Origin of the sequence: Pseudomonas sp. PS1(2021) (assembly GCF_020405165.1) — a bacterium.
Lineage (GTDB): Bacteria > Pseudomonadota > Gammaproteobacteria > Pseudomonadales > Pseudomonadaceae > Pseudomonas > Pseudomonas aeruginosa.
This window is the reverse complement of record NZ_CP084484.1, coordinates 3243121-3264315: the sequence shown is the minus strand read 5'-3', so window position 1 is coordinate 3264315 and position 21195 is coordinate 3243121. Positions and strand designations below refer to the sequence as shown.

The following is a 21195-nucleotide window of genomic DNA, read 5'->3' as shown; positions in this document are numbered from 1 at the left end:
ATGTCCGATTCTTCCCACGCCTTCAGCGCCACGGAGCGCGCCGCCGTCTACCGGGCCATCGCCGAGCGCCGCGACATGCGCCACTTCAGCGGTGGCAGCGTGGCGCCGGAGCTGCTCGCGCGGCTGCTGGAGGCCGCACACCAGGCGCCCAGCGTCGGCCTGATGCAACCCTGGCGCTTCATCCGTATCACCGAGCCGGCGTTGCGGCGGGCCATCCACGGGCTGGTCGAGGAGGAACGCGGACGCACCGCCGAAGCCCTCGGCGAGCGCTCCGACGAGTTCATGCGGCTCAAGGTCGAGGGCGTGCTGGATTGCGCCGAACTGCTGGTCGCCGCCCTGATGGACGACCGCGAACGCCATGTGTTCGGTCGCCGGACCCTGCCGCAGATGGACCTGGCGTCGCTCGCCTGCGCGATCCAGAACCTCTGGCTGGCCAGTCGCGCCGAGGGCCTGGGGATGGGCTGGGTATCGCTGTTCGATCCGGCCGCGCTGGGCGAGTTGCTCGGCCTGCCGCCCGGCAGCGAGGCGGTGGCGGTGCTCTGCCTGGGCCCGGTGGCGGAGTTCTACCCGGCGCCGATGCTGGCGCTGGAGGGTTGGAGCGAACCGCGTCCGCTGGCCGAGCTGGTCTACCAGAACCGTTGGGGCGAGCGAGCATGAGCGCACTGCTGGGTATCCTCGGCGTGGTGCTGGATGCGCGCTTCGGCGAGCCGCAGGGCTGGCACCCGTTGGTCGCCTTCGGCCGCCTGGCCGACCGCCTGGAGCGCCGTTTCAACCGCTCGCGCCTGGCCGGCGAGGCCGATCCCGGGGTCGGCTGGCGCAGCCACGGGGTGACCGCCTGGGTCCTCGCGGTACTGCCGCTGACCCTGCTGGCCTGGGCGCTCGCTGAACTTCCCTACCTCGGCTGGCTGGTCCAGGCCCTGGCGCTGTACGCCGCGCTCGGCCTGCGTAGCCTCGGCGAGCACGCCGAACCGGTGGCGCTGGCCTTGCGCGCCGGCGACCTGGACGAGGCGCGGCGACGTGTCGGCTACCTGGTCAGCCGCGATACCCGCGAGCTGGACCAGGCCGGGGTCGCCCGCGCGGCCACCGAATCGGTACTGGAGAACGGCAGCGACGCGGTCTACGCCGCGCTGTTCTGGTTCGCCGTGGCCGGCGCGCCGGGGGTGGTGCTGTATCGCCTGAGCAATACCCTGGACGCGATGTGGGGCTACCGCAACGCGCGCTTCGAGCGCTTCGGCTGGGCCGCGGCGAAGATCGACGACATCCTCAACTACCTGCCGGCGCGGCTGGTGGCGCTGACCTACGCGCTGCTCGGCGACACCCGCCAGGCCCTGCGCTGCTGGCGCGAGCAGGCGCCGCAATGGGACAGCCCCAACGCCGGCCCGGTGATGGCCGCCGGCGCCGGTGCGCTGGGGGTTTCCCTGGGCGGCGCGGCGATCTACCACGGCGAGCTGCACCAGCGACCGCTCCTCGGCAGCGGCCCGCAGCCGCAGGGCCGCGACATCTATCGGGCCCTGGCGCTGGTGCGCCAGGGCGTGCTGCTCTGGCTGCTGGTGCTGGCCGGACTCTGGGCCATGGGGTGGCTGCATGCTTGAACACGGAGGGCGGTTGCGCGAGGCGGCGCGCCGTTACGACATTCCGCTGGCGGACTGGCTGGACCTGTCCACCGGCATCGCGCCCTGGCCGTTTTCGCTGCCGGCGATCCCCGAGCAGGCCTGGACCCGCCTGCCGGAGAGCGACGACGGCCTGGAAGCCGCCGCCTGCCTCTACTACGGCGCCGAACGGGTATTGCCGCTGGCTGGCAGCCAGGCGGCGATCCAGGCCCTGCCGAGGATGCGGCGGGGCGGGCGGGTCGGCGTCCTGTCGCCGTGCTACGCCGAGCACGCCCACGCCTGGCGCCAGGCCGGGCACCTGGTGCGGGAGATCGGCGAGGCCGAGGTCGAGCCCTATCTCGACAGCCTCGACGTGCTGCTGGTGGTCAACCCGAACAACCCCACCGGGCGGGTCTTCGAGCCCGCCGAGCTACTGGCCTGGCATGCCCGCCTGCAACGTCGCGGCGGCTGGCTGCTGGTCGACGAGGCGTTCATGGACTGCACCCCGCAGTCGAGCCTGGCGGCCTGCAGCAACCGGCCCGGATTGATCGTGCTGCGCTCGTTCGGCAAGTTCTTCGGCCTGGCCGGCGCGCGGCTCGGCTTCGCCCTCGGCGAACGGCCGCTGTTGCAGGCGCTGGCCGAGCAGCTCGGTCCGTGGACGGTCAATGGCCCGGTGCGCCATGTGGCCCAGAGTGCCTTGCGCGACCGCCAGCAACAGCGCCAGCAGCGCGAGCGCCTGCTGGCCGCCAGCCAGCGCCTGGAGGAACTGCTGCGCCGCCACGGCTGGCCGCCGGCGGGCGGCAGCGCGCTGTTCCAGCGCCTGGTCGATCCACGCTGCGCGGCGTTGCACGACTACCTGGCGCGGCGCGGCATCCTCACCCGCCAATTCGAGCAGCCGGCCAGCCTGCGCCTCGGCCTGCCCGCCGACGAGGCCGCCTGGGCCCGGCTGGATGCCGCGCTGCTCGGCTTCAAGGAGCCTGCTCATGAGTGATCGCGGACGGACCCTGATGGTCCAGGGCACCACCTCGGACGCCGGCAAGAGCACCCTGGTGACCGCGCTGTGCCGCTGGCTGGCCCGGCGCGGCGTCGCGGTGGTGCCGTTCAAGCCGCAGAACATGGCGCTGAACAGCGCGGTCACCGCCGACGGCGGCGAGATCGGCCGCGCCCAGGCGGTCCAGGCCCAGGCCTGTCGGCTGGCGCCGCACACCGACATGAACCCGGTGCTGCTCAAGCCGAACACCGACATCGGCGCCCAGGTGATCATCCATGGCCGCGCGGTGACCAGCATGGACGCCGCCGCCTACCACGACTACAAGCGCGTGGCGATGGAAGCGGTGCTGGCTTCCCATGGGCGGCTCGCCGCCGCCTACCGGGTGGTGATGGTGGAGGGCGCCGGCTCGCCGGCGGAGATCAACCTGCGCGCCAACGACATCGCCAACATGGGCTTCGCCGAAGCGGTGGACTGTCCGGTGATCCTGGTCGCCGATATCGACCGCGGCGGGGTCTTCGCCCACCTGGTCGGCACCCTGGAACTGCTCTCCGACTCGGAGCGGGAGCGGGTCAGGGGCTTCGTCATCAATCGTTTCCGCGGCGACATCGCCCTGCTGCAACCTGGCCTCGACTGGCTGGAGGCGCGCACCGGCAAGCCGGTGCTCGGCGTGCTGCCCTATGTCAGCGACCTGCACCTGGAGGCGGAGGACGCCATCGACACGCGCCAGGCGGCCAAGGTCGGGCCGCGCCTGAAGGTGGTGGTGCCGGTGCTGCCGAGGATCAGCAACCACACCGATTTCGATCCGCTGCGCCTGCACCCCCAGGTCGAGTTGAGCTTCGTCGGCCCCGGCCAGGCGCTGCCGTCGGCGGACCTGATCGTCCTGCCCGGCTCGAAGAGCGTGCGCGCCGACCTCGCGGCGCTGCGCGAGCGTGGCTGGGACGAGGCGATCCTCCGTCACCTGCGCTACGGCGGTCGCCTGCTGGGGATCTGCGGCGGCCTGCAGATGCTCGGCGAGCGCCTGCACGATCCGCTCGGCCTGGAAGGCGCGGCCGGCAGCAGCGCTGGCCTCGGCCTGCTGGCGTTGGAAACGACCCTGGAGGCGGACAAGCAATTGCGCAACGTACAGGGCCGCCTGAGCCTGGAGGATGCGCCGCTGTCGGGCTACGAGATCCATGCCGGAGTCACCCGTGGCGAAGCCCTGGCGCGGCCGGCGGTGGTGCTCGACGATGGCCGCGCGGATGGTGCCCGCAGCGTCGACGGGAACGTCATGGGCACCTACCTGCACGGCCTGTTCGAATCCACCGCGGCCTGTTCGGCGCTGCTGCGCTGGGCCGGCCTGCGCGAGGTCCAGGCGGTGGACTACCAGGCCTTGCGCGAACGCGACATCGAGCGGCTCGCCGACCTGGTCGAGCGCCACCTGGATACCGGGCGATTGCTCGCCCTCTGCGGAGAACCCCATGCGTGACCTGATCCTTGGCGGCGCCCGTTCCGGCAAGAGCCGCCTGGCCGAGCGCCTGGCCGCCGAGAGCGGGCTGGCGGTGAGCTACATCGCCACCGCCCAGGCCGGCGACGGCGAAATGGGCCGGCGCATCGCCGAGCACCGCGCGCGCCGCCCGGCCCACTGGCGAACCCTGGAGGAGCCTCTGGCGCTGGCGGCGACGCTGCGCAGCGAGGCCGAGGCCGGACGCTGCCTGCTGGTCGACTGCCTGACCCTGTGGCTGACCAACCTGCTGCTCTGCGACGATCCCCAGCGTCTCGACGGCGAGCGCGAGGCGCTGCTGGAATGTCTCGGCGAGCTGCCGGGACGGATCATCCTGGTCAGCAACGAAACCGGGCTCGGCGTGGTGCCGCTGGGCGAACTCAGCCGGCGCTACGTCGACGAGGCCGGCTGGCTGCACCAGGCCATCGCCGAACGCTGCGAACGGGTGACCTTCACCGTCGCCGGCCTGCCCATGCCGTTGAAAGGAGAACCGCTATGAGTCTGCAATGGTGGCGCGACACCTGCCGCGAGGCGGACCCGCAGATGCGCCGGCGCGCGGCCGAACGCCAGGACCGGTTGACCAAGCCGCGCGGCTCGCTGGGCCGCCTGGAGCAAGTGGCGATCGACCTGGCGGCGTTGCAGGGGCGCGAACGACCGAGCCTGGAGAGGATCTGGGTGACGGTCTTCGCCGGCGACCACGGGGTAGTCGCCGAGGGCATCTCGGCCTATCCGCAGGCGGTCACCGGCGAGATGCTGCGCAACTTCGTCCGCGGCGGCGCGGCGATCAGCGTGCTGGCGCGCGAACTCGGCGCCGGCCTGGAGGTGGTCGACCTGGGCACCGCGTTCCCCCTGGAAGCCTTGCCCGGCGTGCGTCACCTGCGCCTGGCGGCGGGCACCGCGAACTTCGTCGAGGCCCCGGCGATGGGCGCCGAACAGTGCCTGCTGGCGCTCGAGGCTGGGCACGAAAGCGTGCGCCGCGCCGAGCAGGCCGGCAGCCAGCTGTTCATCGGCGGCGAGATGGGCATCGGCAATACCACCGCGGCGGCGGCCATGGCCTGCGCGCTGCTGGATGCGCCGGCGAGCGCGCTGGTCGGGCCGGGAACCGGGCTGGACGCCAGCGGCGTGGCGCACAAGGCCGCGGTGATCGAGCGTGCCCTGGCCCTGCACGGCGCCCATCGCGCCGACCCCTTCGAAACCCTCCGCCGTCTCGGTGGCCTGGAGATCGCCGCGCTGGCCGGCGCCTACCTGGCCTGCGCGCAGAAAGGCATGGTCGCCCTGGTCGACGGCTACATCTGCAGCGTCGCGGCGCTCTGCGCGGTGCGCCTGAACCCGGCCTGCCGCGACTGGCTGCTGTTCGCCCACAGCGGTGCCGAGCCGGGCCATCGCCATGTGCTCGAAGCCCTGGCGGCGCAACCGCTGCTCGACCTCGGCCTGCGCCTGGGCGAGGGCAGCGGCGCGGCGCTGGCGGTGCCGCTGCTGCGCCAGGCCTGCGCGCTGCACGCGGGGATGGCGACCTTCGCCGAAGCGGCGGTCTCGGACCGCCCGGCATGAGCCTGCGCCTGGACCTCCTGCGGCATGGCGAAACCGAGTCCGGCGGCGGTTTCCGCGGCAGCCTCGACGACGCCTTGACCGCGCGTGGCTGGGCGCAGATGCGCACGGCGGTGGAAGGCGGACGCTGGGACCTGCTGGTCAGCTCGCCATTGCAACGTTGCCGCGCCTTCGCCGAGGAACTGGCGCAGCGCCAGGGGATCGAGCTGGAACTGGAAAACGATCTGCGCGAACTGCATTTCGGCGCTTGGGAGGGGCGCTCGGCGGCCGCCCTGATGGACGGCCACAGCGAGGCGCTCGGCCGCTTCTGGGCCGATCCCTACGCCTTTACCCCGCCGGGCGGCGAGCCGCTGTCCGAGTTCGAGGCGCGGGTGCTGGCCGCCCAGCGACGCCTGCGCCAGCGTCATGCCGGCCGTCGTGTGCTGCTGGTGACCCATGGCGGCGTCATCCGTCTGTTGCTCGCTCGCGCCCGTGGCCTGCCGCGCGAGCACTTGCTGCAGGTGGACGTCGGTCATGGCGCACTGTTCGGCCTGCGCGCCGGAGAGGGCGATGATCGCTGGCACGAATGCCGGGAAGGGGAATAGTCATGCGCGAAGCCTTGCGCTCACTGCTGGTCGCCTTGCAGTTCCTCACCCGCCTGCCGGTGCGCCTGTCGGCGATGCCGACGCCGGAACAGTTCGGCCGCGCGGTGCTCTGCTATCCACTGGTCGGGGTGCTGATCGGCGTCGTGCTGTACGCCGCGGCGCGGTCGCTCGACGGTACGCCGCCGCTGTTGCAGGCAGCCTTGCTGCTGAGCCTGTGGGTGGCGCTGAGCGGCGCGCTGCACCTGGACGGCCTGGCCGACATGGCGGACGCCTGGGTCGGCGGGCTGGGCGACCGCGAGCGGACCCTGGCGATCATGAAGGACCCGCGCAGCGGCCCGGTGGCGGTGGTTGTCCTGGTACTGGTCCTGTTGTTGAAGTTCTCCGCCCTGGCGGCGCTGCTCGGCCAGGGCGAGGCCGGGTTGTTGCCGCTGGCCCCGTGGCTGGCGCGCAGCAGCCTGCCGCTGCTGTTCCTGACCACGCCCTACGCGCGCCCCGGCGGCCTCGGCCAGGCCATCGCCGAGCACCTGCCGGGGCGCAGCCTGCCGTGGGTGCTGGGGGGGAGTTTCGGCCTGGCCCTGGCGTTCGGCCTGGCCGGCCTGCTGGCGTTGCTGGTGACGCTGATGCTCTTCGCCTGGCTGCGCAGCCGTTTCCTCGCGCGCCTCGGCGGCACCACCGGGGACACCGCCGGCGCGCTGGTCGAACTTACCGAGTGTGCGGTGCTGGTGGCGCTGGCTCTGTAGCCGGACGCGGCTGGCGCAGGACCGCCATGGCGCTGAGGAAGAGCAGCGCGGCGGCGGCCAGTAGCACGGCGACGAAGGCCTGGTCGAAAGCCTGCCGGGCAAGCTCGACGAGCCGCGACGCGACCTCCGGCGCCAGGCCCTCGGCGACCAACAGGGCGTCGTCGAGGCTGTCGCGGACCCGCGCCGGCAGCTCGGCCGAGGGCAGCCTCAGCGACATCCCGTAGACGAAACTCATCAGGCTGCCGAGCAGGGTCACGCCGATCACCCCGCCCAGTTCGTAGGATACGTCTTCGATGGCGGCCGCCATTCCGGAACTCTGTTCGTCCACGTTGAGCATCACCGCGGTGGAGGCGGCGGTCATCGCGCCGCCGAAGCCGACGCCGAGCAGCACCAGGCTGGCCAGTTGCGCTCCGGTGGCGGACTGGTAGGACAGGGCCAGGCCGAGCAATCCGGCGCTGCCGAGCAGCAGGGAGGCGCACATCACCCGGTTCTCGCCCCAGCGCGGCACCAGCCAGCCGGCCAGCGGCCCGACCACCAGCGAGGCCAGCGGGATCGGCAGGACGAACAGGCCGGCCTTCAGCGGCGTCAGGCCCTGCACCAGTTGCAGGTGCTGGCTGAACACCAGTTCCATGCCGACCAGCGCCATGGTCGCCACCAGGGCCACCGCGACGCCGCGGGCGAAGCGCCGGTTGCGGAACAGCGCGAAGTCGATCATCGGTTCGCGGGCGCGGCGCTGGCGGCGGACGAACAGGTACAGGCAGAGCATGCCGCCGAGCGCGGCGAGGACGGCCAGCCCGAAGTCCGGGGCGCGTGTGCTGAGTTCCTTGATCGCATACACCACCCCGACCAGGCCGAACATCACCTGCAGCGAGCCGAGGGCGTCCCATGGGCGCCGCGACTGGCCGCCGCAGGCCGGGATGGCCGGCAGCGCCAGCAACAAAGCGACGACCACCACCGGGACGTTGATGAGGAACACCGAGCCCCACCAGAAGAACTCCAGCAGCACGCCGCCGACCACCGGCCCCAGCGCCGCGCCGGCAGAGGCGACGGAGGCCCAGATGCCGATGGCCAGGGCGCGTTCGCGTTCGTCCTGGAAGACATGGCGGACGATCGACAGGGTCGCCGGCATCATCAGTGCCGCGCCCACCGCCAACCCGGCGCGGGCGGCGATCAGCGCCGCGGCGCTGGGGGCGAAGGCGGCGCACAGCGAGGCCAGGCCGAACAGCGGCAGGCCGGCGAGGAACAGCCGCTTGTGGCCAAGGCGGTCGCTGAGCAAGCCGGCGCCGGGCAGCAGGCCGGCGACCACCAGCGGATAGGCGTTGACGATCCAGAGTTTCTCCGCGGCCGTCGCGCCGAGGTCGTGGGTCAGGCGCGGCAGGGCCGTGTAGAGCACGGTCATGTCGATGATGATGAGGAACAGGGCGCTGGAGACGATGGCCAGGACCAGCCAGCGGTTCTGCCGGAACATGGGATAACCTCTGTGGCGAATGGTTCATCGCTCGCCGTGGATAACGGGAATTGCGCGCCACGGGCGGACGCGTGAAAATATAAATACATACGTACGGATTTAAACTCAAGAGGTAACCATGGGACGCCGACGAACGATCGACCGCGACCAGTTGCTCGATGCCGCCGAGGCGGTGATCGCCCGCGAGGGCGCGGCCGGCCTGACCATCGATGCGGTGGCGAAGGAAATGGGCATCACCAAGGGCGGCGTGCAGTACTGCTTCGGTACCAAGGACGCGCTGATCGACGCGATCTTCGAGCGCTGGGGCAAGGCCTACGACAGCCTGTTCGAAGCGGTGGCAGGGAAGCAGCCGACGCCACTGACGCGGGTTCGCGCACATGCCGAGGCGACCCAGCGTTCGGACGAGCTGTCCAGCAGCAAGGCGGCGGCGCTGATGGCGGCGCTGATCCAGACGCCCGAGCATCTGGAGGGCAGCAACCAGTGGTATCGCAGCCGGTTGGAAGGCCTGGACCTGTCCGCACCTGAGGGGCGCCGTGCGCGCCTGGCGTTCCTGGCGGTGGAGGGCGCTTTCATGTTGCGCTACTTCCGCCTGATGGACATTGGCCAGGAGGAGTGGGACTCGATGCTCGACGACGTTCGTGCGTTGTTGCTGAACCCGGCTGGCGCCAGCGGAGACTGAGGCTCCGCTGGCGCGCGCTGCGGGTGGTCGCCTCAGTCGAAGGCGAAGTGCTCGCTCTTCAGGTCCATGATCGAACCCGTCGGCTTCGCCATTGCCGCCGCGTGGCCCTTGGCGCGCGGAAGCAGGCGGGCGAAGTAGAACTCGCTGGTGGCGATCTTGGCCTTGTAGAAGTCCGCCGACTCGCTGCCGCCCTGGCGCAGTCGCCGGCGCGCAGCGGCTTCCTGGAGGGCCCAGGAATAGGCCAGCGTGGCGTAGCCGGAGAACATCAGATAGTCGTGGCTGGCGGTGCTCACCAGATCGCGTTGCTTGCGCGCGGTGAGGGCAATGCGCAGGGTCAGCAGGTTCCATTGGGCGCAGAGCTTGAGCAGCACCAGGGCGCGGCCGCGCATGCGCGGCTCGTTCTTCAGCAGGTCGACGGCGAACCGGGCCACGCCCCTGGTGAAGTCGCGCACGGCCTTGCCCTGGGTCATCAGCAGGACCTTGCGGCCGAGCAGGTCGAGGGCCTGGATGCCGGTGGTGCCTTCGTAGAGGGTGGCGATCCGCGCGTCGCGGACGATCTGCTCCATGCCGTGTTCGCGGATATAGCCGTGGCCGCCGAACACCTGCATGCCGAGGTTGGCGCTTTCCAGGCCGAGTTCGGTCAGGCAGCCCTTGAGGATCGGCGTGAGGAAGCCGAGCTTGTCGTCCCAGCGTTCGTACTCGGCGTCGTCGTTGCTGAGGATGCCCTGGATCATCCGGTCGGCGTACTGGGTGGCCAGGTAGACCAGCGCCCGGCCGCCTTCGGCGATGGCTTTCTGGGTCAGCAGCATGCGCCGCACGTCACCGTGGTGCATCAGGCTGTCGGCGACCTGGTCGGGTTCCTTGGTCCCGGAGAGCGCGCGCATGGAGCGGCGTTCGCGGGCGTAGGCGAGGGCGCCCTGGTAGGCCAGCTCGGCGGTGGCCACGCCCTGGATGGCGGTGCCGATGCGGGCGCTGTTCATGAAGGTGAACATGCATTCCAGGCCCTTGTTCGGCGGTCCGATGAGGAAGCCGGTGGCGCCGTCGAAGTTCATCACGCAGGTGGCCGAGGCCTTGATCCCCATCTTCTTCTCCAGCGCGCCGCAACTCACGCCGTTGCGCGGGCCGAGCGCGCCGCCTTCGCCGGGAAGGAACTTGGGCACGATGAACAGGGAAATGCCGCGGGTGCCCTTCGGTGCGTCCGGCAGGCGGGCGAGGACGATGTGGACGATGTTCTCGGTCAGGTCGTGTTCGCCGGAAGAGATGAATATCTTCGTCCCGCTGATGGCGTAGCTACCGTCGGGGTTGGCCTCGGCGCGGGTCTTCACCTGGCCGAGATCGGTGCCGCACTGCGGCTCGGTGAGGCACATGGTGCCGCCCCAGCGGCCCTCGGTGAGCGGAACCAGGTAGGTCTGCTTCTGTTCCTCGGTGCCGTGCTGCATCAGGGTGTTCATCGCGCCGAGGGAGAGGCCGGGATACATGGAGAACGGCCAGTTGGCGGTGCCCATCATCTCCTGCTTGAGCGCGCCGAGGCTCATCGGCAGGCCCTGGCCACCGTACTCCACCGGGTGCGAGAGGCCCTGCCAGCCGCCGGCGACGTAGGCCTCGTAGGCTTCCTTGTAGCCCTTCGGCGTCCGTACTTCGCCGTTCTCCAGGTGGCAGCCTTCCTCGTCGCCGCTGTGGTAGAGCGGGGCGATCACTTCCTCGCAGAGCTTCGCGCATTCGCCGAGGATCGCATCGACCATGTCCGGCGTGGCTTCGGCTCCGTTGACCAGGTTGCGGTAATGCTCGGGGAAATCGAAGACTTCGTTGAGCAGGAAGCGCGTGTCGCGCAGCGGGGCTTTGTAAACGGGCATGGCTACCTCGGCGATGGATGGAGGGCGCCGGGTGCTCCCGGTCGCCGCTGACAGCGCGAGTTATAGGCCAGCGCCCGGCGTCCGGCCTTGGCAGGGGCAACAGACGGCGTTGGCAGTTCGGACAATCCGCTTGACCGTCGAGAAGTACGGGTATATACACGCATCCATGCTACCGACCCAATGCCTCTGTACCAAACTGCGTCGCGCCGCCCGCAGCGTTTCCCGCTTCTACGACGAGGCGCTGGCCGATACCGGCCTCAAGGTGGCGCAGTTTTCCCTGCTGCGGCACCTGCGGCGCCTGGACCGGCCGAGCATTTCCGAACTCGCCGAAGCCATGGGACTCGACCGCAGCACCCTCGGTCGCAACCTGCGGGTGCTGGAAGGCGACGGCCTGCTGCGCCTGACCGGTGGCGAGGACCAGCGCAACCGCCTGGTCGAGCTGACGCCTGCCGGGCTGGATGCCCTGGAGCGCGGAACGCCGGCCTGGGAAGATGCGCAGCGGCGTCTCGCCGGGCGCCTTGGCGAGGAGCGCAGCGGCGCCTTGGCGGCGTTGCTGGCGGAACTGGAGCGACTGGACTGACAACCGACGAAGCCTCTCGCCGAGGCGCTTCGTTCACGATAAAGCGGGTATATACCCGTAGATGGAGCGACCCATGCCGCGTGCCGCCTTCTGGATCCTGCTGTCCGGAGCCCTGATCCTTGCCCTGTCCCTCGGCGTGCGACATGGCTTCGGCCTGTTCCTCGCGCCGATGAGCGCCGACTTCGGCTGGGGCCGCGAAGTCTTCGCCTTCGCCATCGCCTTGCAGAACCTGGTCTGGGGCCTGGCCCAGCCGTTCACCGGGGCGCTCGCCGACCGCTACGGCGCGGCGCGGGCGGTGCTGGTGGGGGGCCTGCTGTACGCCCTCGGCCTGGTCCTGATGGGACTCTCGCAGTCGGCCACCGGGCTGTCGCTGAGCGCCGGCCTGCTGATCGGCCTGGGCCTTTCCGGCACCTCGTTCTCGGTGATCCTCGGCGCCGTCGGCCGCGCAGTGCCGGCGGAGCAGCGCAGCATGGCGATGGGTATCTCCAGCGCGGCCGGCTCCTTCGGCCAGTTCGCCATGCTGCCCGGTACCCTCGGCCTGATCGGCTGGCTGGGCTGGTCCTCGGCCCTGCTCGCCCTGGGCCTGCTGGTGGCGCTGATCGTGCCGCTGGCCGGGCTGATGAAGGATCGCCCGTTGCCGCCGCAGGGCCATGAACAGAGCCTCGGCGAAGCGCTGCGCGAGGCCTGCGCGCATTCCGGGTTCTGGCTGCTGGCGCTGGGCTTCTTCGTCTGCGGCTTCCAGGTGGTGTTCATCGGCGTACACCTGCCGGCCTACCTGGTCGACCAGCACCTGCCGGCGCAGGTCGGCACCACGGTGCTGGCGCTGGTCGGGCTGTTCAACGTGTTCGGCACCTACATCGCCGGCTGGCTCGGCGGGCGCTGGTCGAAGCCGCGCCTGCTGACCGCGCTGTACCTGGTGCGCGGGGTAGTGATCGTGCTGTTCCTCTGGCTGCCTCTGAGCGTCTACAGCGCCTACGCCTTCGGCGTGGCCATGGGGCTGCTGTGGCTGTCCACGGTGCCCCTGACCAACGGCACCGTGGCGACCCTGTTCGGCGTGCGCAACCTGTCGATGCTCGGCGGCATCGTGTTCCTCTTCCACCAGTTGGGCGCCTTCCTCGGCGGCTGGCTGGGCGGGGTGGTCTACGACCGCACCGGCAGCTACGACCTGGTCTGGCAGTTGTCGATCCTGCTAAGCCTGCTCGCGGCGCTGCTCAACTGGCCGGTGCGCGAGCGTCCGGTGGCGCGCCTGCAGGTGGCCGGAGGCGCGGCGTGAAGCTGGCCTGGCTGCTCGCCGCCGGGGCGCTGCTGGGACTCGCCTGGTGGGGCTGGCAGCGTGGCGGACTGGCGCTGCTGGAACTGGGCATGGGCGCATGCTGATAGGTGGCGATAGGCGCGGGGAAGGGTAAGCTGGGACATTCGTCGCCAAGGAGCCATTCCATGAAACCTCGCGTGCTGTTGTCCGCCCTGGCGCTCGCCGGGCTGCCGCTGAGCGGCTGGGCCGCCGATTGCCCGGAACTGTTGCAGGGCCAGTTGACCAAGCTGCGTTCCAAGGAAAGCATCGATCTTTGCCAGCGTTACGCCGGCAAGCCGCTGGTGGTGGTCAACACTGCCAGCCACTGTGGCTTCACCCCGCAGTTCAAGGGGCTCGAGGCGCTCTACCAGCGCTACAAGGGGCAGGGCCTGGAAGTGCTCGGGGTACCCTCCGACGACTTCAAGCAGGAAGCCGCGGATACCGCCGAGACCGCGAAGATCTGCTATGGCAACTACGGCGTGACCTTCGCCATGACCCAGCCGCAGCACGTGCGCGGCGACGAGGCGATCCCGCTGTTCCGCCAGTTGGCCGAGCAGAGCGGCCAGGCGCCGCGCTGGAATTTCTACAAGTACGTGGTGGATCGCCAGGGCAGGGTGGTCGCGCAGTTCTCCAGCAAGACCACCCCGGACGATCCGCAGCTCCAGGCCGCCATCGAGAAGGCCATCGCCAGCCAGCCCTGAGGGTCGGCCAGGCATGAAAAAGCCGGGCATTGCCCGGCTTCTTCGTTGGCGCGTGTGATCAGAAACGATAGGTGACCTGGGCGGTCAGGCCATGCGCGCTGTTGTCGTACTTGGCGCTGTAGGCCGGCTGCAGGGCGCTGCCTTCCTGGTTGACGCCGGCGGTGGTTTCCCACAGGTAGGCGTAGGCCACGTCGACGGTCAGGTCCTGGTTCGGCGACCAGCCGGCACCGACGGTGAAGACCTTGCGGTCGCCCACCGGGATGCGCACGTTGCGGTCCTCGTTGGAGGTCGGCGACGGCTCGTAGGCAAAGCCGGTGCGCAGCACCCACTCCGGGGTGGCCTGGTAGGAGGTACCTACCGAGAAGGACCAGGTGTCGCGCCAGTTCAGGTCTTCGCCGATGGTGTTGAAGCCCAGGGCCTGGCCGAGCGCCGGTACGCCGCTGTTGCGCACCTCGATCTTCTCCAGGCGGCTCCAGCGGGTCCAGACGGCGCCCAGGTAGCCCGTCCACTTGTCGTCGAACTTGTGGGTGATGGAGGTATCCACCGATTCCGGCAGGGTGATGTCCAGCTTGGCATCGTACTTGCCGTTCAGGCCCAGGGCACCCGGAGCGTTCTTCACTTCGGTGTTGCCGCCCAGGTGGTACTTGACCTTGGAGTGGTAGGTCAGGCCCCAGGTGGTGTCGTCGGTCAGGTCGACCATCACGCCGACGTTGTAGCCGATGGCGGTGTCGTCGCCCTTGATGTTGATCTTGGTATCGCCGTTGCTGCCGAGCAGGCCATTGGTGGCCAGGGTGTTCTTCAACTGGCCGTCGATGCGGTTGAAGGTCGGACCGAAGCCGACGGAAACCTTGTCGTTGATCTTCCAGGCGATGGTCGGCTGCACGGTGATCACCTGCACCTTGCTATAGGAGCCGTGGGAGCTGCCCATGAAGCCGTTTTCGTAATCGTTGATGATGCCGTAGGGCACGTAGATGCCCAGGCCGAAAGTGAAATCTTCGTTGATCGGCGTGGAGAAGTAGCCGAACGGTACGGCGGCCAGCGGTACCGAGTCGCCCTTGTTGCTGCCCTGGGCGGTGCTGTGGGCCTGGCTGATGTCGTCCTTGGCCTTGACGATGGCCAGACCGCCGCTGACTTCGGTGCGTTTCAGCTTGGACAGGCCGGCCGGGTTGCCGTAGATGGTGCTGGCATCGAGCGCGGACGAGGCGCGGCCGGCGTAGGCGGTGCCGGCGCCGCTGGCGCTCTGTTCGTTGATGGCGATGCCGTTGGCGAGGGTGTAGGTGGAGACAGCGCTAATGGTCAGTGCGAGAGAGGTTTTAAACCATATTGTTTTCATTGTTGGAGCAACTCCTGTGTATAACGGCGCGCAAACTACCAAGATTCCCAGACCGGCGCCAGTGTTCCGAAGTTCCGCAGGGTGCGGAACAGAGCGGTTGGCTCCGGTGCCAGTGAAGCGAAGGTAGCGCAACCGTTCGTGTCTGTATGTAAAAAATTTTCTGACCGGTTGGTCTGTTTCGGACGCGGGATTTTTCCATTCGCCGTCAGGCGACCTGGCTGAGGCTGCCGATGCAGCGTTGCCAGGCGTCGATGAACTCGTGCAGGCGACCGTGCGGCTGGAATACCTGGCGCCACACGCGAGCCTGGGCGAGGTGGTCGTGCTGGTCGGGCAGTGGCAGTCGCGCGGCTTCCACCAGCGACCAGGCGATGGCCGTGCTGTAGCGCAGGTTCACCGTCAGTTCCAGGTGCGGCGCGGCGAGGAAGGCATGCTGGCTGGCCAGGCCGCGGACCCGGCTGGCGCGCTCCGGGTCCAGCGCCAGGTACTGGTCCCAGAGCTGCTGGTGGCGTTCGCTGGCGATCCGGTACAGGCCGTGGCCACGGCGGTCGTCGAGGGCGCTCCCCAGCGCCGACTGGCAGGCCGCCGCGCCCAGCAGCAGCGCTTCGGCGGCGGGGCTGTGGCAGGACAGGTAGTCCAGGGTCGGGCGTATCACGTGCTGGCAAAGATCGTTGGCGGAAATACCCATGACGGCCTCGCGCAAGGTGGATCGGCGGGGCCGGGCAGTTTGGCAGCTTCTATTCCGATGGCCCCGCCGATAGCGGACTTAGCCGCTTGATTTGAAGTGTAGTGAAACAAGTCAGCTGTAAAGGACTGTTTTTAAATTGTTTCCAGCTTTAGAGAACAGCTGATATGCCCGCTGGAAATTAAACCGGCGCGTCCTTGCTTCGCTTGTGCTGGGCGGCATTCTCAGCCCCTGCGCAGGCTGTAGAGGAAGTCGCGGATGATGGCTTTCACTTCATTGGCCGCTTGCCGCTTGCTGCGTGCATCGCGAAGACTCATCGTGGCCTGGGTAAGGAAGCCGTAGAGCTGGCCGACCAGGGTTTCCCGGCGGTAGTCCTTGAGTTCGCCACTGGCCGCCAGTTCGTCCACCAGGCGCCCGACGTAGCGCAGCGTGTGGCGCGAGTCGATGCGTTTCCATCGCTCCCAGCCGACGACCGTGATCACCTCCTGCAGCGACAGTTGCCGCTTGCCGCGCGCCATCACGCTGTCGATGAAGGCCTCGGCCAGTGCGGCGGCCTCCGCCCACTTGTCGACATGCGCCGGCACCCTGTCCAGGTCCTCGGCGATCGTCCGTACCTGGCGTTCGTAGCATTCGGCGAGCAGTTCCTGCTTGCTGCCGAAGTGGTGGTAGAACGCGCCCTTGGTCACGCGCGCCTCGCGGGCGATGGCGTCGATGGAGACGCCGCCATAGCCATGTTCGATGAAGGCGGAGAGGGCGCTTTCCAGCAGCGCCTCGCGGGTCGCCTCGGCATTTTCCTGCTGCCTGCTCTTGACATTCATACTGCTGCCTTCTTACATACCGTCGGTATGTTCATGCTAGCACGCCTGGCGATCCGTCGAGCATTGCGTCCGTCCCGGCTGCTCGAACCCGCACGGCAAAGGAGGGAGCGAATGAGTACCGCAGTGGAGATCGCCTGCCGTGACGGTGTGCGCCTGGCCGGCGACCACTTCCCGGCCGTCGGCGATGCGCAGGGGAGCATCGTGGTGGCCTGCGCGCTCGGCGTCAGGCGCGCCTTCTACCAGCGCTTCGCCGTCCTGGCCGTGGCTTCCGGCTATGAGGTGCTGTTGTTCAGCTACCGCGGCAGCGAAGGCGACGACCCTGCCGTGGCTAGCTATCGCCTGGCCGACTGGGGACGCGAGGACATCGATGCGGCGCTGGCCTGGTGCCGAGCGCGCGCGCCGGAGCTACCGCGCTATTTCGTCGGCCACAGCATCGGCGCGCAGTTGCTCGGTCTGGCTGGTCAGGCCAGCGGATTGAGCGGCGCCGCGTTCGTCGCCGGTTCGTTTCCGTACTGGAGGCGCTGGCGAGGCAGGCAACGCTGGCAGATGTTCGGCCTGTTCTGCGTGGCGGTGCCGCTACTGACCGGACTGCTCCGACGCTTTCCCAGTCGTTTCTTCGGCCTCGGCAGCCTGGATATGCCGAGTCATTTCATGCGCGACTGGGCGCGCTGGGTGCGGCAGCCGGACTACCTCCTGGCACCGCGCTTCGGATTGCAGCGGCAGGGTTACGAGGCGCTGGACATCCCCGTCGCCAGCTTCCTGTTCGAGGACGACGACTACGTGCCGTGGGCTGCGGCGGAAAAGCTTCACCAGGTCTATGCCGCGGCGCACCTGGAGTTGCGTCGCAAGGGACGGGCCGAGGGGGCAGTCGGGCATTTCGGGCTGTTCCGCAACGAGGCGTTGCAGAAGGAGTTGCTCGACTACTTCAGGAAGCTGCCCGACGCGGCGTAAGCCGCGTCCGAGCGTATGGCGTCGTCAGTCGCCGGTGGCGACCGGGCGGCGCGGGTCGGTGATCCACTCGCTCCACGAGCCGGCGTAGAGGCGCGGAAGCGGGAAGCCGGCGAGGCTCAGGGCGAACAGGTTGTGGCAGGCGGTGACGCCGGAGCCGCAGTAGGCGACCAGCTCGTCCACCGGGCGACCGCGCAACAGGGCGGAGAACCGCTGGTGCAATTGTTCCGGCGGAAGGAAGCGGCCGTCGCTGCCAAGGTTGTCGGTGAAGGCGGCGCACTGGGCACCGGGAATGTGCCCGGCGACCGGATCTATGGGCTCGACTTCGCCACGGAAGCGCGGCTGCGCGCGAGCATCGAGCAGCGCCAGTCCGGGTTGGCCCAGTTGGGCCTGGAGGGTGGCGGCGTCGATCAGCAGCGAGGCATCGGGCTGGCCCTGGAAATCGCCGGGTCGAAGGCTGCTTTCGCCATTGGTCAGTGCCAGTCCCGCAGCCTTCCAGGCCGCCAGGCCGCCATCGAGGAGGTAGACCCCATCGCGCTTGCCCAGCCAATGCAACAGCCACCAGGCGCGGGCGGCGAATGCGCCGGGGCCGTCGTCGTAGAGCACCACCTGGCTATCCTGGCGCAGGCCCCAGGCTTGTAGCTTGAGCGCTAGCTCGGCGGGATCCGGCAGCGGATGGCGACCGGTCACGCCCTTGCGCACGGGAGCGGAAAGATCCCGTTCGAGGTCGGCGAAATGCGCGCCGGGAATGTGGTTCTCCTGATAGACGCGGGCACCGTAGGACGGGTCTTCGAGGGCGAAACGGCAGTCGAGGACCAGCAGGTCGGGTTCGCTGAGGCGGGCGGCCAGTTGTTGCGCGGTCAGCAGTTGGGCGGACGACATCGCGGACTCCTTGGGTCGGGAAGCAAAGCCGGTGGCGAATGGGTGGATCATGCCCCTTGGACCGCGTCGCGTCATCCCGGCGTCGCGCGGCGAGGCGGAGAAATGGCGAAAGGAAAGGGCTGGCTCCAGGCGAGGAAGATTCCTACTCGGTCATCAGCCTCGCCCGGCAGCGGGGGATTTGTCCAGACATGCAGAATCGGCTCGTTCCGAGATACCCGCTCCTGTGTTCTATCCCTCGGGACGCTTGTCCGATTGGCTTGGCCCGACGCTTGCGCCGGGCTTTTTTTCGCCTCGGCCTTTTCAGGGGATCGCCAGGCGGCCGATCCGGTCGTTTTCCAGGCTGCCGAAGTAGAGCTGGTCGCCCACCGGCTTCGCCGAGGTGATCATGCGCAGGTGGTGGCCGCTGGTGTCGTGCAGGCTGCGGACGATCCTGCCCTGTTCGTCGATGGCGATGACCAGCCCGTAGGCGGTCGGCTTGGGCAGGAACATGCGCGGCAGCTTGGCCAGCTGCGCCTTCAGCCAGGGATGCCGGTGGAGGAAGTCGGCGTCGGCCTTGCGCGGGGTCGGCAGGGCCACCCAGAAGGTACCCTTGCGGTCGCCCTGGAGGTTGTCCGGCAAGCCCGGCAGGTTGTCGATGAACACCTCGTGCTGGCCAGCCTTCTCACCTTTCAGCCAGTAGCGGGTGATGCGATAGCGGTAGGTCTCGTTGACCAGTACGAAGTCCTCGTTTGCCGAGAGTGCCACGCCATTGGCGAAGTACAGGTCCTTGAGCAGCACCTCGGTCTTGCCGGTGGACGGGTCGTAGCGCAGCAGGCGGCCGTGCGGTCGGGCCTCGAGCAGGTCGAGGATGTAGTCGGGCTGGTGGAACTTGCTGGAAGCGTCGCTGAAGTAGATGCGGCCGTCGCTGGCGATGTCGAGGTCGTCGGTGAAGGCGAAGGGGACGCCGTCGGCCTCGGTGGCGAGGGTTTCCACCTTGCCCTGCGGATCGATGCGAAGCAGGCCTTTCCAGGCGTCGGCGAGGATCAGGTTGCCGGCGGCATCGAAGTCCATGCCCAGCGGGCGGCCGCCGGTGTCGACGAAGGTCTCGACCTTGCCGCTGGCGTCCAGGCGTACCACGCGGCCGTCGGCGAGACCGGCATAGACGCGGCCCTGGCTGTCCACGGCGGTGTCCTCGGGGCCGTGCAACTGGCCCTGGCCAAGCAGCTCGGCCTTCATCAGGGTGTCGTTGGGTTCGAGGACCCCGGTCATCTGCGGAGCGGCCGGAGCATCCCAGGCGAGCGGGTCGATCGGGCTGGTCTTCAGGGCCAGGTAAAGAGCCGCGCCAGCCAGCAGGAGGACGATTATTCCGCTGAGCTTCTTCATGCAGTTCCCTTGTTCGGATTGTCGGACAAAGGGCGGAGTATGGACATTCGCTACGCTCATCGGCAAGCGCGGTGCCGAGCGGAATGCTCGCATGGCGCCAGGCTCTATATAATGCGCCGCACTTGACCAAGGAGATGTTCGTGACCGCGCCCGAAATCCAGTGGATCCGCGATGATGCCAGCCTGGCGCAGCAATGCCGGGAATGGCGCACACAGCCGTACCTCGCGCTCGATACCGAGTTCATGCGCGTCGATACCTTCTATCCCGCGGCCGGTCTGGTGCAGGTGGGCGATGGCCGGCAGGAGTGGCTGATCGATCCGCTGCTGATCCAGGACTGGAGCCCCTTCGCCGAGCTGCTCGAAGACGAGCGGGTGGTGAAGGTGCTGCATGCCTGCAGCGAAGACCTCGAGGTGTTCCTGCGCCTCACCGGCAGCCTGCCGGTGCCGCTGTTCGATACGCAGTTGGCCGCCGCCTATCTCGGCATGGCCCATTCGATGGGCTACTCGAAGCTGGTGAAGGAGGTGCTGGACATCGACCTGCCCAAGGACGAGACCCGTTCCGACTGGTTGCAACGGCCGCTCACCGAGATGCAGATGCGCTACGCCGCCGACGACGTCCAGCACCTCGCCCAGGTCTACCTGGCCCTGGATGCGCGGCTGAGCGAGGAGAAACGCGCCTGGCTGCTGGAGGACGGCGCCGAACTGGTCGCCAACCTCTGCCGCGAGAGTGATCCGCGCGAGGCCTACCGCGAGGTCAAGCTGGGTTGGCGGCTGCGTCCGCAGCAACTGGCGGTGCTCCGCGAACTCTGCGCCTGGCGCGAGGAGCAGGCACGCCTGCGCAACCGGCCGCGCAACCACGTGCTGCGCGAACGTACCCTGTGGCCGCTGGCGCGCCTGCTGCCGAAGAACAAGACCGACCTGGCGGCGATCGAAGACATGCATCCGCGCACCGTGCGCCAGGACGGCGACTTCCTCATCGAACTGATCGCCCAGGCTTCGCGCCTGCCGCAGAGCGAATGGCCCGAGGCGCTGCCCGAGCCGCTGCCGCCGGAGGTCACCCCGCTGCTCAAGAGCCTGCGCGCCATCGGCCAGCGCGAAGCGGAGACCCTGGGCATGGCGCCTGAGCTGATGCTGCGCAAGAAGATCCTCGAGGCACTGCTCAAGAGCGGCTATCCCGACGGTCCCTACGAACTGCCCGATTCCCTCCGCGGCTGGCGCCGCGAACGCATGGGCCAGGCCCTGCTGGACGCCCTGGAGAGCGCATGAAACGAATCTGTTCCGTCTACAAGAGCCCGCGCAAGAACGAGATGTACCTCTACGTCGACAAGCGCGAGGCGTTGAGCCGCGTACCCGAGGCCCTGCTGGTGCCGTTCGGCGCGCCGCAACATGTCTTCGACCTGCTGCTCACCCCCGAGCGCCAACTGGCCCGCGAGGATGTCGCTAAGGTCCTGGAGAACATCGAGAAGCAGGGCTTCCACTTGCAGATGCCGCCGGGCGAAGAAGAGTACATCGAGCATCTCCCGGAAGAGTTGCTGCGCATGAACGACCCGCTCTGACGCGAGCCGTACCCCGCTGGCGCCGGCTTCCCGGCGCCACTTTCACGACGTGAAACCCGCTCTGTGCAAGGCTGCGCCTTCGGTGCATGATGTCCGCAAGATGTCGCACGA

The 21195-nt window shown here is 68.9% G+C and carries 22 protein-coding genes; 15 read left to right on the top strand and 7 right to left on the bottom strand.

The features are described 5' to 3' along the window. From bluB to LE197_RS15560, 8 genes are read left to right on the top strand one after another with little or no spacing between them, the layout of a single operon-like run. Entirely contained in the window at nucleotides 1-657 is a 657-nt protein-coding gene (gene bluB, locus LE197_RS15595) for a 5,6-dimethylbenzimidazole synthase (protein WP_003082592.1), read from the top strand. Next, a complete protein-coding gene (cbiB, locus tag LE197_RS15590; protein WP_003145326.1) occupies nucleotides 654-1592 on the top strand; it encodes an adenosylcobinamide-phosphate synthase CbiB in 939 nt (312 codons plus the stop codon). Before bluB ends, cbiB begins: the two co-directional genes overlap by 4 nt. Continuing rightward, nucleotides 1585-2580: a threonine-phosphate decarboxylase CobD gene (gene cobD / locus LE197_RS15585; protein WP_003112352.1), complete on the top strand. Its 996-nt coding sequence runs from the start codon at nucleotides 1585-1587 to the stop codon at nucleotides 2578-2580. The genes cbiB and cobD overlap by 8 nt, the downstream gene beginning before the upstream one ends. Then, nucleotides 2573-4045, top strand: a complete 1473-nt coding sequence (locus tag LE197_RS15580) for a cobyric acid synthase (protein WP_003123097.1) — start codon at nucleotides 2573-2575, stop codon at nucleotides 4043-4045. The genes cobD and LE197_RS15580 overlap by 8 nt, the downstream gene beginning before the upstream one ends. Further along, nucleotides 4038-4559: a bifunctional adenosylcobinamide kinase/adenosylcobinamide-phosphate guanylyltransferase gene (gene cobU / locus LE197_RS15575; RefSeq protein WP_003082599.1), complete on the top strand. Its 522-nt coding sequence runs from the start codon at nucleotides 4038-4040 to the stop codon at nucleotides 4557-4559. The genes LE197_RS15580 and cobU overlap by 8 nt, the downstream gene beginning before the upstream one ends. After that, nucleotides 4556-5611 carry a nicotinate-nucleotide--dimethylbenzimidazole phosphoribosyltransferase gene (gene cobT / locus LE197_RS15570; protein WP_023085026.1) on the top strand — a complete coding sequence of 352 codons (1056 nt, stop codon included), beginning with the start codon at nucleotides 4556-4558 and terminating at the stop codon, nucleotides 5609-5611. The genes cobU and cobT overlap by 4 nt, the downstream gene beginning before the upstream one ends. Then, a complete protein-coding gene (gene cobC / locus LE197_RS15565; RefSeq protein ID WP_003112355.1) occupies nucleotides 5608-6192 on the top strand; it encodes an alpha-ribazole phosphatase family protein in 585 nt (194 codons plus the stop codon). The genes cobT and cobC overlap by 4 nt, the downstream gene beginning before the upstream one ends. A gap of 2 nt (nucleotides 6193-6194) precedes the next feature. After that, nucleotides 6195-6932 carry an adenosylcobinamide-GDP ribazoletransferase gene (locus LE197_RS15560; RefSeq protein ID WP_023085027.1) on the top strand — a complete coding sequence of 246 codons (738 nt, stop codon included), beginning with the start codon at nucleotides 6195-6197 and terminating at the stop codon, nucleotides 6930-6932. On the opposite strand, the gene LE197_RS15555 is transcribed toward LE197_RS15560, so the two are convergent. Next, nucleotides 6895-8400 (bottom strand): MFS transporter, encoded by a 1506-nt coding sequence (locus tag LE197_RS15555; RefSeq protein ID WP_003109280.1) that lies wholly within the window; start codon nucleotides 8398-8400, stop codon nucleotides 6895-6897. The genes LE197_RS15560 and LE197_RS15555 overlap by 38 nt on opposite strands. 118 nt (nucleotides 8401-8518) lie before the next feature. Between LE197_RS15555 and LE197_RS15550 the strand changes: the two genes are divergently transcribed. Next, on the top strand, nucleotides 8519-9079 hold the full coding sequence (locus LE197_RS15550; RefSeq protein ID WP_023109041.1) for a TetR/AcrR family transcriptional regulator: 561 nt from the start codon (nucleotides 8519-8521) through the stop codon (nucleotides 9077-9079). A gap of 32 nt (nucleotides 9080-9111) precedes the next feature. Here LE197_RS15550 and LE197_RS15545 read toward each other — a convergent pair whose 3' ends face one another. Beyond that, nucleotides 9112-10932 (bottom strand): acyl-CoA dehydrogenase C-terminal domain-containing protein, encoded by a 1821-nt coding sequence (locus LE197_RS15545; RefSeq protein WP_003109278.1) that lies wholly within the window; start codon nucleotides 10930-10932, stop codon nucleotides 9112-9114. A 130-nt stretch (nucleotides 10933-11062) separates the two neighbouring features. On the opposite strand from LE197_RS15545, the gene LE197_RS15540 reads away from it, so the two are divergent. The 3 genes from LE197_RS15540 (at nucleotide 11063) to LE197_RS15530 (ending at nucleotide 13504) form a co-directional block, all read left to right on the top strand. Then, nucleotides 11063-11512, top strand: coding sequence for a MarR family winged helix-turn-helix transcriptional regulator (locus tag LE197_RS15540; protein ID WP_003123092.1), 450 nt, complete (start codon nucleotides 11063-11065; stop codon nucleotides 11510-11512). 73 nt (nucleotides 11513-11585) lie between these two features. After that, nucleotides 11586-12785, top strand: coding sequence for an MFS transporter (locus tag LE197_RS15535; RefSeq protein ID WP_003449467.1), 1200 nt, complete (start codon nucleotides 11586-11588; stop codon nucleotides 12783-12785). A gap of 164 nt (nucleotides 12786-12949) precedes the next feature. Beyond that, nucleotides 12950-13504: a glutathione peroxidase gene (locus LE197_RS15530; protein ID WP_003086801.1), complete on the top strand. Its 555-nt coding sequence runs from the start codon at nucleotides 12950-12952 to the stop codon at nucleotides 13502-13504. 58 nt (nucleotides 13505-13562) lie between these two features. Here LE197_RS15530 and LE197_RS15525 read toward each other — a convergent pair whose 3' ends face one another. From LE197_RS15525 to LE197_RS15515, 3 genes are all read right to left on the bottom strand, one after another. Beyond that, nucleotides 13563-14837, bottom strand: coding sequence for an outer membrane protein transport protein (locus tag LE197_RS15525; protein ID WP_003082638.1), 1275 nt, complete (start codon nucleotides 14835-14837; stop codon nucleotides 13563-13565). Nucleotides 14838-15042: 205 nt separating this feature from the next. Then, nucleotides 15043-15522, bottom strand: a complete 480-nt coding sequence (locus LE197_RS15520; protein WP_003082640.1) for a hypothetical protein — start codon at nucleotides 15520-15522, stop codon at nucleotides 15043-15045. 221 nt (nucleotides 15523-15743) lie between these two features. After that, nucleotides 15744-16337, bottom strand: coding sequence for a TetR family transcriptional regulator (locus LE197_RS15515; protein ID WP_023109039.1), 594 nt, complete (start codon nucleotides 16335-16337; stop codon nucleotides 15744-15746). A gap of 111 nt (nucleotides 16338-16448) precedes the next feature. On the opposite strand from LE197_RS15515, the gene LE197_RS15510 reads away from it, so the two are divergent. Continuing rightward, nucleotides 16449-17288, top strand: coding sequence for an alpha/beta fold hydrolase (locus LE197_RS15510; protein ID WP_003158261.1), 840 nt, complete (start codon nucleotides 16449-16451; stop codon nucleotides 17286-17288). 24 nt (nucleotides 17289-17312) lie between these two features. Here the strand turns inward: LE197_RS15510 and LE197_RS15505 are convergent, their stop codons facing one another. Together LE197_RS15505 and LE197_RS15500 are read right to left on the bottom strand one after the other, a co-directional pair. Further along, nucleotides 17313-18167 (bottom strand): sulfurtransferase, encoded by an 855-nt coding sequence (locus LE197_RS15505; RefSeq protein WP_003109274.1) that lies wholly within the window; start codon nucleotides 18165-18167, stop codon nucleotides 17313-17315. Nucleotides 18168-18467: 300 nt separating this feature from the next. Next, a complete protein-coding gene (locus LE197_RS15500; RefSeq protein ID WP_003082649.1) occupies nucleotides 18468-19529 on the bottom strand; it encodes an SMP-30/gluconolactonase/LRE family protein in 1062 nt (353 codons plus the stop codon). Nucleotides 19530-19669: 140 nt separating this feature from the next. On the opposite strand from LE197_RS15500, the gene rnd reads away from it, so the two are divergent. Together rnd and LE197_RS15490 are read left to right on the top strand one after the other, a co-directional pair. Continuing rightward, a complete protein-coding gene (rnd, locus tag LE197_RS15495; RefSeq protein ID WP_003145300.1) occupies nucleotides 19670-20794 on the top strand; it encodes a ribonuclease D in 1125 nt (374 codons plus the stop codon). Beyond that, on the top strand, nucleotides 20791-21084 hold the full coding sequence (locus LE197_RS15490; RefSeq protein WP_003082651.1) for a YcgL domain-containing protein: 294 nt from the start codon (nucleotides 20791-20793) through the stop codon (nucleotides 21082-21084). Before rnd ends, LE197_RS15490 begins: the two co-directional genes overlap by 4 nt. Nucleotides 21085-21195: the final 111 nt, after the last annotated feature.